The sequence below is a fragment of the Pseudomonas chlororaphis subsp. piscium genome, assembly GCF_003850345.1.
GTDB classification, from domain to species: Bacteria; Pseudomonadota; Gammaproteobacteria; order Pseudomonadales; family Pseudomonadaceae; genus Aquipseudomonas; species Aquipseudomonas piscium.
The window spans coordinates 4093407-4108017 of sequence record NZ_CP027707.1; the positions used below are offsets into that span (position 1 = coordinate 4093407).

Below are 14611 nucleotides of genomic sequence, written 5' to 3' on the forward strand. Positions count from 1 at the left end.
AACTATCCTCGGATGGCCCAGAAGGCCAGGTTCAGGCCCGGGAACTGGCCGGCGATGTGAAAGGCGAAACCACCTGAATGGGTCAACTGCTTCCAGTGCTCGCTGCCACGGTCCAGTTCGAAATAGCTCGAACCTGCGTGATAGGGAATCTGCCGCGGCGCCACGGGCATGGACAGCAAGGCGATGCCTGGCAACTGCAGATTGACCAGGTCGCGGATGTGTTCCACCGAGCCGATCTTGGCCTGCTGGGGGAAATGGGTGCGCAGGGTCTCGGCCGGCACGTCGGCCCGTACCACCAGGATGAAGCTGGCCATTTCCAGCAGGCTCTTGTCGGCCAGCATCGCCACATGCACGCCGTAGGACTTCTCGACGATGGGAATCGGCGTGGCGCGGGTATCGATGACCATCGACAAGGCTTGCCGCAGGTCATGCATCACCGGGGCGAAGCTGCTCGCCAGGTCGTCGTGGGCATAGGCCGGGTAGTCGCTGGGGCGACGCCCGGCCGCGGAAAAGGTGGCGAACTCCCCTGCCAGGCAGACCGCTTCGCGGTAGAAGTCCTGCGGATGCAAGGGGCTCAACCGGGCCAGGTGGCTGAGCAAGGGCTCGGCGCGATTGACCAGTTGCAGCAGTAGAAAGTCGGCGATCTCCGAAGCGCCGCCGGCCCCCGAGGCCACCACCCTGCCTGCCAGGGCCTCGCCGCGCTGGTGCAACAGCCCTTGCAACTCTTGGCGAAAGGCCGCCAGCACGCTGGAGGCGGCCACATCGAGCAGCGGCGGAATATAGTCCTCGTCGACTTGCACGGCGTTGTCCGCGCGTTTTTCCAGGATCCGGATCACACCGAGGCAGGCATATTCGCCGAGGCCGTCGCGCTCGGTCAGCAGGCGCAGGGCTTTGCCGCCGATCGCCAGTGACGCCCGGCTCTCGAAGGCGGCGTTGTCATCGCGCACTTCCCGCACCTGGCTGATATAACGCGCGCCGCCCGGTGCCTCGCCCTCCCCCACGGTGTCGCGGCTGCCGGCACGCTTGAGCGGCAAGCCCAGAAAGACCTGCGCATCGCGCAGGTTGTCGTTCACGTTCAGTGGCGGCGGCGGCAGATCGTCGCCGGGAATGTCGAAAGGCGTGCCATCGGGTAGCACCCCACGCGCGCTGACAATCGCCACCTTGCCCTGGCTGAGCAGGGACTCGTCGATGCGCAGCTCGGAGAACCCCCAGCCCCCCGCGCTCAACGGGCGGCAACGGCCATCGATCAGGGCTTCCATGTAGCGATCATGCTGCTGGAGATGCTGCGGCCGCAGAAACATTCCTTCGGACCACACCACACGGTTATTCCAGGACATGGACGGCTTCCTCGACAGAATTAATTCGCGGGTTTCGTGGCTGCCGCGTTGATCGCCCTGGCCGTCAGGGAAACCGTCAATGGCGTGGTTTCATTGCTCGGGATACTGACCATCTGGCGCCACACGGCGCTGTCCAGTTCGCGGTAGGACACCACCAGGCCGAGCAAACGGCTCTGCTCGTCGAGCTTGCGCTCCAGGGTCAGTTGTTGACCCGGCTGGATCAGCAATTCGTCCTGCGCCACCAGGTCCGTGGACAAGGTCGCGCTGGTGGCATTCACCAGGGAGAAATAGTCGGCGCGACTGAAGACCGCACCGCTCTTCAATTCATACAAGCGCACCCGCACAGGCGTCGCCTGGCCGCCCGCCGAAAGATTCAGATCGGCAGCAGCCTGGATATGCATGACAACGACAGTAGGAGTAAGGGGCGGCGGACTCGAAGTGCAGGCAGTCAGCAGTAGTACTGTTGCGAACAACAAGAACTTTGGCATTTCGTCGTCCTCACTGACATTTATTATTCCAAATCGAAACTACCGATAGCCAAACAAGATCAACTCACTATTTAATAGCCATTAGCCTTTATCCAACTAAGTGATGGCACTTAGCCTTTGCATAACTTGGAACTTTGTTCTTCATAAGCACGACTGAATTCGCGCCCGAACAAATCCTCGAAATCATCTTCAGCCTCTCTGGAAATGTTTGCATAGAGTTCCGTGAACAACTCCCAGTATTGCGCTTGACGCCTGCCCGGTAGCAAAGCGCCAATCCCCGAAGGCTGACTTAGACGTGCTTCCAGCACCGCTGGCTGAAAACGCTTGAGCAGGTGTTTGATCGAGGCTTGCACGCCCGCCATGACGGCCAGTTGATGCGCTTTCAGGTCGTCGAAGCTTTCCTTGATCGCCTGGTCGGCCGGCATGAAGGCCTGGTTGCCGGAACGCAGTAATAACAGCAGCGCCTCATCGACATTGGGGGCGAATTTGAGGGGGTTGTTCTCCACCGGGCGGATCATGGTCTGGGCCATGCGGAACTCACCCTTGAGGCTGGCCCGGGCGCGCAGCACCTCGATCAACCCCTCGACCATATGCCGGTAGCTGCGGCCAACGGCCTCCATTTGAGCGCGGGTTTCGCCCCTGTCGATGCGCAATTGCTCGAGCCCCGCGCCCCTGAGAAAGGCTTCCAGCACCTCGTCGCTGCTCCCGGTGGCAGGTGCTGGAGCCGCAACCGCGGCCCGTGGCACGGCCGGGTCGGGTGCGCTGCCGGCCATGCTCTCCTGTGCCGCTGGCAATGGTTGCGGAGGGGCTTGCGCAATGGGCGGCGCCACCGGCGCCGGGCCCGCGCCCAGTTCGGCGAAGGGGTCCCAATCCGCCGGAATCGCTGCTGCCGTACCGGTTTCGCTGGCCTGGGGGGCGCTGGGCCGCTGCGGCTCAGGCGGGCGAAAGTCATGGCGTTCGGGCGGCACGTGGTCGGCCAGGGCCGGTGGGGGCACCGCCGGGGACGCGAGAAAATCGAACAGGTCGGGCTTGGTGTCCAGGGGCGAACCGCCCGCCTGGATCTGTACCCTGCCGGGGGGCGCCGTAGCCGCGCCGGGAATCTCGCCAGGCGCCTGGCGCTGCATCAGCGCATCGAAGCCGGTAAAGGGATCGTTCATCCCGGGGGTGCCATTGATGATCTGTGGGGCGCCGTTGATCTGCACCAGAATGTCGTACTCGCCGACGCGCAGCAGTTCGCCGTCCCGTAAGGGCTCGCTGTTGCCGCGATGCATGCGCACGCCGGCATTCACCAGATGCACGCCGTTGGTGCTGGTATCGGTCAGGTAGTAGGTGCCGTCACGCAGCTGAATGACGCAATGCTGGCCGGACACCAGGCGCTCCGGGTCTGGAAGTATCCAGTCGTTCTCGGGGTTGCGGCCGATTTTCAGCTCACCGCGATCAAGCTCGAACTCCGCGCGTTGGCCGGGAGTCAGCTTGTGATAACTGGTGATTGTCAAACGCAGCGGCATTAGAACTCCTTGTACGGTATTGCTCAATAACAACAACTCGGGTATGCCAGCGAGTGCAAACCGAGTATAGCCCCCTAAAAGTTTTCGGTGTCGTCAAAGTTCCTGCGCTTATATTCTCTTTTTTCAAATAATCCCTATAACAAAAGAAACTAAAAAAACCACCGCCGACCACCTATCTTCAAACATCACTGGATTCATCCCATTGGTCGGAGAGTTTCTTGACAACAATTGAACTGGGCTAAAACTTCAGTTCAATTATTGAATTCAGAAATGACCAGAAAGTGCTCTGGATAGAACACGCATCCGCAGGAAAGGGACTTTTTCGTGCGCTCGCCCTGACCGGGCGCCGATTGCCGGGCCGATATGGAGATCACGTCCGTGATGGATGTACAGCGCTTGTTGGAAACCATTTCCCCTGACTCCCCCTGTGGCGGCGACCTTGAGTACGACGCCGCATTTCTCGAGCTTGAACGCGCGGCGCAAGGCCAACCCGAACGGCAGATGGGCGATGCCGTGCTACCCGCCACACCGCCGGAATGGCGCCAGGTGCGCGACCTCTGCGTCGAGCTGTTCAAGCGCAGCAAAGACCTGCGCATCGCCAACTACTTCCTGCAAAGCGCCATTGCCCTGCAAGGCTTGCCCGGCCTGGTGCAAGGGTTGCAGCTGATCCAGCAGCTGCTCGCGCAGTATTGGGACGATCTGCATCCCAGGCTGGATGCAGAGGATGACAATGACCCCACTTTCCGGATCAACGCCCTCGCCGGCCTCAACGCCGAGCCAGTCATCCACCTGCTCTGGGGCATGCCGCTGCTCAGCTCGCGGGCCTTTGGCAGCGTCGGCCTGCGGGCCGCGCTGAATGCCGCGGGCCTGCAGCGCTTCGCCAGTGAAAGCCTCAGCTCGGACCAGCTCGGCGCGGCCTTTCAGGACTGCGCGGGCGAGCAGCTCGAGGCCTGCCGCGCCGCCCTGAACGATGCCCATGGCACGCTGTTGACCATAGAGAGTGAGGTCAACGAACGGGTCGGCTCCAACCGCGGCGCGGACCTGGGCACGATCAAGCAACTGCTTCGGCATGCCGTGCAAATCATCGCAGAGCACGCCCCTCAGCCGGGGGGTTCCAGCCCAGTCGCGGAGGCCGGCGCGGGTATCGATGCCGCCATGTCCACGGCCCCCGCCGCCCCGCCACGCCTCGCGGGCGAGATCGGCAACCGTGACGATGTGCTGCGCAGCCTCGACCGCATCCTCGGTTACTACACCAGGCACGAGCCCTCAAGCCCGGTGCCCGTGCTCTTGAGCCGCGCCAAGAGCCTGGTCAGCGCGGATTTCGCCACCATCGTGAGCAACCTGATTCCGGATGGCTTTTCCCAGTTCGAAAAATTGCGCGGGCCTGAAGGTGAACAGTCCGAGTGAAAACGCTTAACCGACGCCAATCCAACACAGCCGCATAGGCAGCGCAGGAGGAAAAATGGCTAACACCAGCAGCCAGAAATTCATCGCCCGTAACCGTGCTCCCCGGGTGCAGATCGAGTACGACGTAGAGCTTTACGGTGCGGAGAAGAAGGTGCAGTTGCCCTTCGTCATGGGGGTGATGGCCGACCTTGTCGGCAAGCCCGCCGAGCCGCTGCCGGCGGTGGCCGACCGCAAGTTCCTGGAGATCGATGTCGACAACTTCGACTCGCGGCTCAAGGCGATGAAACCGCGGGTGGCGTTCAACGTGCCCAATGCCCTGACCGGTGAAGGCAACCTGAGCCTGGACATCACGTTCGAGAGCATGGACGACTTCAGCCCGGCCGCGGTGGCGCGCAAGGTCGATGCCCTCAACCAACTGCTCGAAGCCCGCACCCAGCTGGCCAATCTGCTGACCTACATGGACGGCAAGACCGGCGCCGAGGACATGATCATGAAGGCGATCAAGGACCCGGCGCTGTTGCAGGCCTTGGCCAGTGCGCCGAAACCGACCGAACCCGAGCCGCAAGCCTGACAGAGGACGCAGACCATGGCCGAATTGATGAAAGACCAGCAGGCCCAGGAAGGCGCCGCGACCGGACAACCGAGCGACTTCGCCGCCCTGCTCCTGCAAGAGTTCAAACCCAAGACCGAGCACGCCCGCGAGGCGGTGGAAAGCGCCGTGCGCACCCTGGCCGAACAGGCCCTGAGCAAGACCGAGCTGATCTCCAACGACGCGATCAAATCCATCGAATCGATCATCGCCGCGATCGATGCCAAGCTCACCGCGCAGGTCAACCTGATCATGCATCACGCCGATTTCCAGCAACTGGAAAGCGCCTGGCGCGGCCTGCACTACCTGGTCAACAACACCGAAACCGACGATCAGCTGAAGATCCGCGTGATGAGCATCGCCAAGGGCGACCTGCACAAGACCCTGAAGAAGTTCAAGGGCACCGCCTGGGACCAGAGCCCGATCTTCAAGAAAATGTACGAAGAGGAATACGGCCAGTTCGGCGGCGAGCCGTTCGGCTGCCTGGTGGGCGATTACTACTTCGACCAGTCGTCGCCGGACGTCGAGCTGCTCGGCGAGATGGCCAAGGTCTGCGCGGCGATGCATGCGCCTTTCATTAGTGCTGCCTCGCCGACGGTGATGGGCATGGGCTCCTGGCAGGAGCTGTCCAACCCGCGCGACCTGACCAAGATCTTCACCACGCCGGAATACGCTGCCTGGCGTTCGCTGCGCGATTCCGAGGATTCGCGCTACATCGGCCTGACCATGCCGCGTTTCCTCGCCCGCCTGCCCTACGGCGCCAAGACCGACCCGGTGGATGCCTTCGCCTTCGAAGAGGAAGCCACCGGCGCCGACAGCTCCAAGTACACCTGGGCCAACTCGGCCTATGCCATGGCGGTGAACATCAACCGCTCGTTCAAGCTCTATGGCTGGTGCTCGCGGATTCGCGGCGTGGAGTCCGGCGGCGAGGTGCCGAACCTGCCGACGCACACCTTCCCCACCGACGACGGTGGCGTGGACATGAAGTGCCCGACCGAAATCGCCATCGCCGACCGGCGCGAGGCGGAGCTGGCAAAGAACGGTTTCATGCCGCTGCTGCACAAGAAGAACACCGACCTCGCCGCCTTCATCGGCGCGCAATCGCTGCAGAAACCGGCCGAGTATGACGACCCCGACGCCACCGCCAACGCCAACCTGGCGGCACGCCTACCCTACCTGTTCGCCACCTGCCGCTTCGCCCATTACCTGAAGTGCATCGTTCGCGACAAGATCGGCTCGTTCAAGGAAAAGGACGACATGCAGCGCTGGCTGCAGAACTGGATTCTCAATTACGTGGACGGCGACCCGGCCCACTCCACCGAAACCACCAAGGCGCAGCATCCCTTGGCCGCGGCGGAGGTGGTGGTCGAGGAAATCGAGGGCAATCCCGGTTACTACAGCTCGAAGTTCTACCTGCGCCCGCACTACCAGCTCGAAGGGCTCACGGTATCGCTACGGCTGGTATCCAAGCTTCCATCCGCCAAGGCGGTTTGATCCATCCCAGGTGGCACCCGCCGTGGTGGCGGGTGCACTGCAACACAGCGTGGCCAATCGCTGGAGCACAGTGGTGTAGACCACTCAAGGAGGCATGATGGCTGTTGATATGTTTATCAAGATCGGCGACGTCAAGGGCGAGTCCCAGGACAAGAACCACAAGGAGGAGATCGACGTGCTCTCCTGGAGCTGGGCCATGGCCCAGTCCGGCAACATGCATGTGGGCGGTGGCGGCGGTGCCGGCAAGGTCAATATCCATGACCTGACGTTGACCAAGTGGGTGGACAAATCCTCCCCCAACCTGATGATGGCCTGCTCCAGCGGCAAGCATTACGACGAGGCCAAGCTGACGGTGCGCAAGGCCGGCGGCGACGATCCGGTCGAGTACCTGACCATCACCCTAAAGGAGGTCCTGGTGTCCTCGATCGGCACCGGCGGCAGCGGCGGCGCGGATCGCCTGACCGAAAACATCGCGCTGAATTTCGGCCAGGTGCTGGTCGACTACCAGCCGCAGAAACAGGACGGCTCCAAGGACGGCGGCCCGGTCAAGTACGGCTGGAATATCCGCCAGAACGTCAAGGTGTGACGACAGCCACCCTGCTGCCACGGCGCAGGGTGCTCGTCTTGTAGTAAGGCCAGGGCGCAACAGGAGGTTCGATAATGGCCAGACCCGCATTCATCAATCTGTGGAACAACTATCCGACTGAAAGCCAGCCTTGCGATGGCGGTTGGGAAAATCAATGCGCGATCCGCATGAGCATTACGCTCAACGCCGAGCGAAGCATCCAGGTGGATGCCCACACCTATTCCGAACCGCGCTGCAGCCACGGCCACGCCCGCGGTGCCGAGTCGCTAGCGAACTGGCTGTGGCGACAGCATCTGGGCCGGCCGAGCATCTTCACCGACGCCGCCAAGGCCAAGCTGCAGCTCACGGAGAAGAGCGGCATCATTTTTTTCAAGGATTGCTTTACCCGCAGTGGCGAGACTCGCGCGGCCGGCGACCATATCGACCTGTGGAGCCGCGGTTTCACCAAGACCTACGACGACCCGGCCAACCATTCCGCCCAGGTGTGGTTCTGGGAGCTGTCATGAGTCGACACCTGCTTCGCCTTGTCGCCGCGGGCTTGTCGTGCCTGATCTTTCCGGCCTGTGCGCAGAACCCGGTCGATAACCCCACCCAGGCGCGCTTCCTTGCCCAGGATCTGCTGCTGGAAGAGCGCAATGGCAACTGTCGCTTGCTGGTTCCGGAGCAACCTGGCATCGACCTGAGCCTGAAATGGCCTTGCCAGTTCCATCGGGATGCCAGCGGCGCGCTGCGCACCAAGCAGGTGGGTGCACGCCAGGTGATCCTGGTGGAAAGCAGCGAGCCCATGCCCTCGCCCAGTCGGGATTGCCGCACCGAGATCCAGGCGATACGCAGCACCGGGAAGGGTCTGGAAGCCTCGTCGGCGGTGAGCCGGGTGGCCGCCTGCCCGCCATTCCAGTGGGATGAGAAAGTGTTTATCGGCTTGTTCGAACCCGACGTTTGAACGCACGCAAGGGCTCGGTTCGAAGCCTGCGAATAAGGAGACCGCGATGAACGCCGAGCAGCCGGTGCGTGCAGGTAAGTTGGGCGGCGCCCTCTGGGCCCTGCGGGATCAGCTGCGCAGCCTCGGCTGCGCCGACAGGAATAACTGAAGATGGCCGAACTGACCCTGCAAGAACGTCTGCAACCCTCGTTGCTCGATCGCCTGACCGACGACGATCCGCACAACCCGAAAGAAGCCGCCGAGCGCCGCGTCATGTCGATGAACCAGCTCAAAGCTTCGGTGCTGCGCGATCTGGCCTGGCTGTTCAATACCTGCGTGCTGTTCGATCCGGAGCAGGCCGCGCAGATGCCAGCGGGCAGCTCGGTGCTGAATTTCGGCCTGCCGCCCCTGGCCGGACACACCGCCTCGAGTGTCGATGTACAGGCCATCGAAGCCTTGTTCAGCGACACCATCGCCGCGTTCGAACCGCGCATCCTCAAAGGCTCGCTGAAGGTGCGCGCACAACTCGACGGCAATGACATGAGCCACAACGCCCTGAGCTTCGAGATCGAGGGCGATCTGTGGGCCGAGCCGGTGCCCCTGCGCTTGCTGCTCAGCACCGCCCTCGACCTGGAAACCGGACACGTCAAGGTGACGCCGGCCGAGCCCGTCAGGAGACGCCGATGAACCCGCGCATGCTCGAGTATTACAACCAGGAGCTGCAGCATATCCGCGAGAGCGCCGCCGAGTTCGCCCAGGAATTCCCCAAGATTGCCAGCCGCCTGACCCTGTCCGACATCGAATGCGCCGACCCCTATGTCGAGCGTCTGCTGGAGGGCTTCGCCTACCTGAGCGCGCGGGTCCACCTGAAGCTGGACGCCGAATACCCGACCTTTACCCACAATCTGCTGGAAGTCGCCTACCCCCATTACCTGGCGCCAACCCCTTCGGTGGTGGTGGTACAGCTGGTCGCCGACCCCAACGAGGGCTCACTGACCAGCGGCTTCAGGGTCGAACGCCACGCCGCCCTGCGCGGCCAACTGGGCCATGGCGAGCAGACCGCCTGCGAATACCGTAGCGCCCATGCGGTGACGCTGTGGCCGTTGCAGATCAGCCATGCCGAATACTTCGGCAACCCGGCGGCGACCCTCGGCCGGCTGGCCGCCAGCGAACCCAAGGCCAAGGCCGGGCTGCGCCTGCGCCTGCGCTGCGGCGCCGGGTTGCCGTTCAACGCCCTGGCGCTGGACAGCCTGCCGCTCTACCTCAACGGCGCCGACGAGCAACCTTTCCGTCTGTACGAGCAACTGCTCGGCAACGCCTGCGCTGTGTTTATCAAGAGCCTCGACGGCGACTGGGCCGAGCGCCTGCCTCTGGAGAGCCTCAAAGCGCGCGGCTTCGACGATCAGGACGCGGTGCTGCCGGTGGTGCCCCGGGCCTTCCAGGGGTATCGCCTGCTGCAGGAGTATTTCGCCCTGCCCAACCGCTTCCTGTTCGTCGACTTCACCGGGCTGAGCGCCGGTGTGCAGCGCTGCAGCGGCCAGGAACTGGAGTTGGTGGTGCTGTTCGATCGTCTCGACAGCACCCTGGAAGGCACGGTGTCGGCGGCCCAATTCGCGCCCTTCTGCACCCCGGCGGTGAACCTGTTTCCACGCCGCACCGATCGCATTCACCTGAGCGAGCGGGTGCATGAGCACCAGGTGATCGCCGACCGCACCCGGCCGCTGGATTTCGAGATTCATTCCCTGACCCAGGTCACCGGCCATGGCAGCGGCCCCGAGCAGCCGTTCCAGCCGTTCTATGCGATCCGCGATCCGCTGCGTTATGGCCGCGAGCAGGCCTACTACATCGTCCGCCGCGAACAGCGGCGCTTGTCCAGCCAGCAACGACGCCGCGGGCCACGCTCGACCTATATCGGCAGCGAAACCTTCGTCTCGCTGGTGGATGTCAACCAGGCGCCCTACCGCCACGACTTGCGCCAGCTCGGTCTCAGCGCCCTGTGCACCAACCGCGACCTGCCGCTGCTGATGCCGGTGGGTACCGGCAAAAGCGATTTCACCCTGGAAGACAGCGCCCCGGTGCTGGCCGTGCGCTGCCTGGCCGGGCCAAGCCGGCCGCGGCCGAGCCGCGCCCACGATGCCAGCGCCTGGCGGCTGATCAGCCAGCTATCGCTGAACTACCTGTCGCTGAGCGAACAGGGCCAGGGTGCCGCGGCGCTACGGGAGTTGCTGCGCCTGTACGGCGATCCCGGCGATGCGGCGCTGCAGTTGCAGATCGAGGGCCTGCGCCAGGTGCGCAGCACGCCCTGCACCCGCAGGTTGCCGATGCCGGGACCGATCGTTTTTGGCCGTGGCCTGGAGATCAGCCTGGAGTTCGACGAAAACGCCTTCCGCGGCACCGGCGTGTACCTGCTGGGCGCGGTGTTCGAGCGCTTCCTGGCCCGTTACGTGTCGATCAACAGCTTCACCGAAACCGTACTGCGCACCACCGAGCGCGGCGAAATCATGCGATGGCAGGCGCACCCCGGATGTCGACCGAACCTCTGAAACCGCTGCACAGCATCGCCCGGATGGCCGACGAGCCCTGGGCCTACGACTTCTTCCAGGCGCTGCGGCGCATCGAGTGCGAGGCCAGCGACCGGCCGCGCATCGGCCATTCCCTGCGCTTGCACGACGACCCGCTGCGCCTGGGGCAGAAACCCGACTGCGGCTTCGCCCCCTCGACCCTGGCCAGCATCGAGACCGACCCCGAGGGCGCCGCGCCGCGCATCGAGCAGTTCTTCTTCGGCATGACCGGGCCCAACGGCCCGCTGCCGCTACACCTGACCGAATACGCCCGCGATCGTCAGCGCAACAACGACGACGCCACCTTCACGCGCTTTCTCGACGTGTTCAATCACCGCTTGCTGTGCCTGTTCTACCGCGCCTGGGCCGAGGCCCGGCCAACCGTCAGCCATGACCGCCCCGACCACGACTACTGGTCGATGCGCCTGGCCGCGCTGTCCGGACGGGGCATGACCAGCCTGCTCGGCCAGGGCCCGATCGCCGACTCGGCGCGTTACCACTTCACCGGCCACCTGGCGGCGCAGACCCGCTACCCGGACGGCTTGCGCGCCATCCTGGAAGACTACTTCGGCGTGCCGGTGAGCATCGAGGAATACATCGGCCAGTGGCTGGAGTTGCCGCAGCGCAGCCAGCTGGGCGTGGCGCTCTGCTCGCTCGGCAGCGACCTGAGCCTGGGCACCCACGTCTGGGATCGCCAGCATAAATTCCGCATCCGCCTGGGGCCTTTGAGCCTGGAGCAATACCGACGCCTGCTGCCCGGCCAGGAAAGCTTCGGCGAACTGGCCGCCTGGGTCGCCGAGTACCAGGGCGAGGAGCTGGATTGGGAAGTCAATCTGCTGCTGCGGCACCAGGAAGTGCCGCGCATCGATCTTGACGGCCAGACCCGCCTGGGCTTCGACACCTGGCTCGGCAGCCCGTCGACAGATGCCGGCGACCTGCTGCTGGCCCGCGAATACGCCAGCCATACCCCCCCTTCAAGGAGTTGCGATCATGAGTGAGATCAGCCGCGTCGCGCTGTTCGGCAAGTTGAACAGCCCGGCCTACAAGGCCATCGAAGCCGCCACCGTGTTCTGCAAACTGCGCGGCAACCCCTATGTGGAACTGGTGCATTGGCTGCATCAGCTCCTGCAATTGCAGGACAGCGACTTGCACCGCCTGGTCCGCCAGTTCAGCCTCGACCCGGCGCGCCTGTCCAGGGATATCACCGACGCCCTGGACCGCCTGCCGCGCGGCTCGACCTCGATCACCGACCTGTCCTTGCAGGTCGAGGAAGCCGCGGAGCGCGGCTGGGTCTATGGCAGTCTGCTGTTCGGCGAGAGCCAGGTGCGCAGCGCCTACCTGGTCGTCGGCATGCTCAAGACACCGAGCCTGCGCCACGCGCTCTCGGCCATCTCCCGCGAGTTCGACAAGATCAAGGTGGAGCACCTGATCGAGCGCTTCGACGAATACCTCGGCGACTCGCCGGAAAACGGCCTGGCCGCCAGCGACGGTTTCAACGCTGCCGCCACGCCGGGCGAAGCGAGCGGCGCCATGGCGCCCAGCGCGCTGGGCAAGCAGGAGGCGCTCAAGCGCTTTACTGTGGACCTCACCGAACAGGCCCGCAGCGGCAAGCTCGACCCCATAGTCGGGCGCGACGAGGAGATTCGCCAACTGGTCGACATCCTGATGCGCCGCCGGCAGAACAACCCCATCCTCACCGGCGAGGCCGGGGTCGGCAAGACCGCGGTGGTCGAGGGCTTCGCCCTGCGTATCGTCGCCGGCGACGTGCCGCCGAGCCTCAAGGACGTCGAACTGCGCAGCCTGGACGTCGGCCTGTTGCAAGCCGGCGCGAGCATGAAGGGCGAGTTTGAACAGCGCCTGCGCCAGGTCATCGAGGATGTGCAGGCCTCGCCCAGGCCGATCATCCTGTTTATCGACGAGGCCCATACCCTGGTCGGCGCCGGCGGCGCGGCCGGTACCGGCGATGCCGCCAACCTGCTCAAGCCGGCCTTGGCCCGTGGCACCCTGCGCACGGTGGCGGCAACCACCTGGGCCGAATACAAAAAGCACATCGAGAAGGACCCCGCCCTGACCCGGCGCTTCCAGGTGGTGCAGGTCGACGAGCCGTCCGAGGCCAAGGCGATCCTGATGATGCGCGGCGTCGCCTCGACCATGGAGCAGCACCACAAGGTGCAGATCCTCGACGAGGCGCTGGAGGCCGCGGTCAAGCTGTCGCACCGTTATATTCCGGCCCGGCAGCTGCCGGACAAGTCGGTGAGCCTGCTCGACACCGCCTGCGCGCGGGTCGCCATCAGCCTGCATGCGGTACCGGCGGAGGTGGACGACAGCCGCCGACGCATCGAGGCGCTGAGCACCGAACAGGTGATCATCGGCCGCGAGCTGGCGATTGGCATTGCCATCGGTACCCGCCAACAGGATGTCGAGGCGGCCCTCGGCGAGGAACGCCAACGCCTGGCGACCCTGGAGAGTCGCTGGAGCGAAGAGAAAGCCCTGGTCGATGAACTGCTGGCGACCCGCGCCACCCTGCGCGCCGCCGCCGAACCGCTGGATGACAGCGCTAGCGAAGCCGATGCGCCATCGCCGCGCCTGGATGCAGCCGAACGCACCGCATTGCGCGACAAGCTCCATGACCTGCAGAGCCGCCTGGCGACCTTGCAGGGCGAAAGCCCGTTGATTCTGCCCACCGTGGATTACCAGGCGGTCGCCGCGGTGGTCGCCGACTGGACCGGCATCCCGGTCGGGCGCATGGCGCGCAACGAAATCGACACTGTGCTCAGGCTCGACGAGCACATGAAAAAACGCATCATCGGCCAGGACCATGCCCTGGCGATGATCGCCAAGCGCATCCAGACCTCCCGCGCCGGGCTGGACAACCCCAGCAAACCGATTGGCGTATTCCTCCTCGCCGGCACCTCGGGCGTGGGCAAGACCGAAACCGCCCTGGCCCTGGCCGAGGCCCTGTACGGCGGCGAGCAGAACATCATCACCATCAACATGAGCGAGTTCCAGGAGGCGCACACCGTCTCCACCCTCAAGGGTGCCCCGCCCGGCTATGTCGGCTACGGCGAAGGCGGCGTGCTGACCGAGGCGGTGCGGCGCAAACCCTACAGCGTGGTGTTACTGGACGAGGTGGAAAAGGCCCACCCGGACGTGCACGAGATCTTCTTCCAGGTGTTCGACAAGGGGGTAATGGAGGACGGCGAAGGCCGCCTGATCGATTTCAAGAACTGCCTGATCCTGCTCACCACCAATGCCGGCACCGAAATGATCGCCAGCCTGTGCCGCAACCCGCAACGGCTGCCCGATCCCGATGCCATCGCCAAGGCTTTGCGCGAGCCATTGCTCGAGGTCTTCCCGCCGGCCCTGCTCGGGCGCCTGGTGACCGTCCCCTACTACCCGCTGAGCGACGAGATGCTCAAGGCCATCACCCGCCTGCAACTGGAACGGATCAAGAAGCGCGTGGAAAGCGGACACAAGGTGCCCTTCGCCTACGACGACAGCGTGGTCGACCTGATCGTCTCGCGCTGCACCGAGATCGAGAGCGGCGGACGGATGATCGACGCCATCCTGACCAATACCCTGTTGCCGGACATGAGCCGGGAATTTCTCACCCGCATGCTCGAGGGCAAGCCGCTGGCGGGCGTGCGCATCAGCCAGCGGGACAATGCGCTGCATTACCTATTCGACCCGCAGAGTTCCGAGACGACCGACTGACGCCC

13 protein-coding genes are annotated in these 14611 nt (G+C 64.3%); 10 read left to right on the forward strand and 3 right to left on the reverse strand.

Features of this window, described 5'->3' with window-relative positions:
- Window positions 1-2 precede the first annotated feature (2 nt).
- The 3 genes from tssK to tagH all read right to left on the reverse strand — a co-directional run bounded on the left by tssK (window position 3) and on the right by tagH (window position 3333).
- Window positions 3-1337, reverse strand: a complete 1335-nt coding sequence (gene tssK / locus C4K38_RS18615; RefSeq protein ID WP_053279674.1) for a type VI secretion system baseplate subunit TssK — start codon at window positions 1335-1337, stop codon at window positions 3-5.
- A gap of 20 nt (window positions 1338-1357) precedes the next feature.
- Entirely contained in the window at window positions 1358-1825 is a 468-nt protein-coding gene (gene tssJ, locus C4K38_RS18620; protein WP_053279675.1) for a type VI secretion system lipoprotein TssJ, read from the reverse strand.
- Between the two features lie 110 nt (window positions 1826-1935).
- The gene (gene tagH / locus C4K38_RS18625; protein WP_053279676.1) at window positions 1936-3333 is read right to left on the reverse strand and encodes a type VI secretion system-associated FHA domain protein TagH; all 1398 of its coding nucleotides are present in this window, start codon (window positions 3331-3333) and stop codon (window positions 1936-1938) included.
- Between the two features lie 381 nt (window positions 3334-3714).
- Between tagH and tssA the strand changes: the two genes are divergently transcribed.
- The 10 genes from tssA (at window position 3715) to tssH (ending at window position 14606) form a co-directional block, all read left to right on the forward strand.
- Window positions 3715-4740, forward strand: coding sequence for a type VI secretion system protein TssA (tssA, locus tag C4K38_RS18630; protein ID WP_053279677.1), 1026 nt, complete (start codon window positions 3715-3717; stop codon window positions 4738-4740).
- 55 nt (window positions 4741-4795) lie between these two features.
- Window positions 4796-5311 carry a type VI secretion system contractile sheath small subunit gene (tssB, locus tag C4K38_RS18635; protein ID WP_009049566.1) on the forward strand — a complete coding sequence of 172 codons (516 nt, stop codon included), beginning with the start codon at window positions 4796-4798 and terminating at the stop codon, window positions 5309-5311.
- A gap of 15 nt (window positions 5312-5326) precedes the next feature.
- Window positions 5327-6823 (forward strand): type VI secretion system contractile sheath large subunit, encoded by a 1497-nt coding sequence (gene tssC, locus C4K38_RS18640; protein ID WP_025810259.1) that lies wholly within the window; start codon window positions 5327-5329, stop codon window positions 6821-6823.
- 97 nt (window positions 6824-6920) lie between these two features.
- Window positions 6921-7409, forward strand: coding sequence for an Hcp family type VI secretion system effector (locus tag C4K38_RS18645; RefSeq protein WP_009044340.1), 489 nt, complete (start codon window positions 6921-6923; stop codon window positions 7407-7409).
- A gap of 74 nt (window positions 7410-7483) precedes the next feature.
- The gene (locus C4K38_RS18650; protein WP_025810257.1) at window positions 7484-7915 is read left to right on the forward strand and encodes a type VI secretion system amidase effector protein Tae4; all 432 of its coding nucleotides are present in this window, start codon (window positions 7484-7486) and stop codon (window positions 7913-7915) included.
- Entirely contained in the window at window positions 7912-8352 is a 441-nt protein-coding gene (locus tag C4K38_RS18655; RefSeq protein WP_025810255.1) for a hypothetical protein, read from the forward strand. The genes C4K38_RS18650 and C4K38_RS18655 overlap by 4 nt, the downstream gene beginning before the upstream one ends.
- Before the next feature lie 150 nt (window positions 8353-8502).
- Window positions 8503-9018 (forward strand): type VI secretion system baseplate subunit TssE, encoded by a 516-nt coding sequence (gene tssE, locus C4K38_RS18660; protein ID WP_053279678.1) that lies wholly within the window; start codon window positions 8503-8505, stop codon window positions 9016-9018.
- Window positions 9015-10874: a type VI secretion system baseplate subunit TssF gene (gene tssF, locus C4K38_RS18665; RefSeq protein WP_053279679.1), complete on the forward strand. Its 1860-nt coding sequence runs from the start codon at window positions 9015-9017 to the stop codon at window positions 10872-10874. Before tssE ends, tssF begins: the two co-directional genes overlap by 4 nt.
- Complete coding sequence (tssG, locus tag C4K38_RS18670; protein WP_053279680.1) at window positions 10856-11890, forward strand: type VI secretion system baseplate subunit TssG; 1035 nt, start codon at window positions 10856-10858, stop codon at window positions 11888-11890. Before tssF ends, tssG begins: the two co-directional genes overlap by 19 nt.
- Window positions 11883-14606, forward strand: a complete 2724-nt coding sequence (gene tssH / locus C4K38_RS18675; RefSeq protein ID WP_053279681.1) for a type VI secretion system ATPase TssH — start codon at window positions 11883-11885, stop codon at window positions 14604-14606. Before tssG ends, tssH begins: the two co-directional genes overlap by 8 nt.
- Window positions 14607-14611: the final 5 nt, after the last annotated feature.

Coding starts and splice junctions, on each gene's coding strand:
- tssF (WP_053279679.1), top strand. CDS start 9,015: ATGAACCCGCGCATGCTCGAGTATTACAACCAGGAGCTGCAGCATATC.
- C4K38_RS18645 (WP_009044340.1), top strand. CDS start 6,921: ATGGCTGTTGATATGTTTATCAAGATCGGCGACGTCAAGGGCGAGTCC.
- C4K38_RS18650 (WP_025810257.1), top strand. CDS start 7,484: ATGGCCAGACCCGCATTCATCAATCTGTGGAACAACTATCCGACTGAA.
- tagH (WP_053279676.1), bottom strand. CDS start 3,333: ATGCCGCTGCGTTTGACAATCACCAGTTATCACAAGCTGACTCCCGGC.
- tssE (WP_053279678.1), top strand. CDS start 8,503: ATGGCCGAACTGACCCTGCAAGAACGTCTGCAACCCTCGTTGCTCGAT.
- tssK (WP_053279674.1), bottom strand. CDS start 1,337: ATGTCCTGGAATAACCGTGTGGTGTGGTCCGAAGGAATGTTTCTGCGG.
- tssB (WP_009049566.1), top strand. CDS start 4,796: ATGGCTAACACCAGCAGCCAGAAATTCATCGCCCGTAACCGTGCTCCC.
- tssJ (WP_053279675.1), bottom strand. CDS start 1,825: ATGCCAAAGTTCTTGTTGTTCGCAACAGTACTACTGCTGACTGCCTGC.
- tssA (WP_053279677.1), top strand. CDS start 3,715: ATGGATGTACAGCGCTTGTTGGAAACCATTTCCCCTGACTCCCCCTGT.
- tssG (WP_053279680.1), top strand. CDS start 10,856: ATGTCGACCGAACCTCTGAAACCGCTGCACAGCATCGCCCGGATGGCC.
- C4K38_RS18655 (WP_025810255.1), top strand. CDS start 7,912: ATGAGTCGACACCTGCTTCGCCTTGTCGCCGCGGGCTTGTCGTGCCTG.
- tssC (WP_025810259.1), top strand. CDS start 5,327: ATGGCCGAATTGATGAAAGACCAGCAGGCCCAGGAAGGCGCCGCGACC.
- tssH (WP_053279681.1), top strand. CDS start 11,883: ATGAGTGAGATCAGCCGCGTCGCGCTGTTCGGCAAGTTGAACAGCCCG.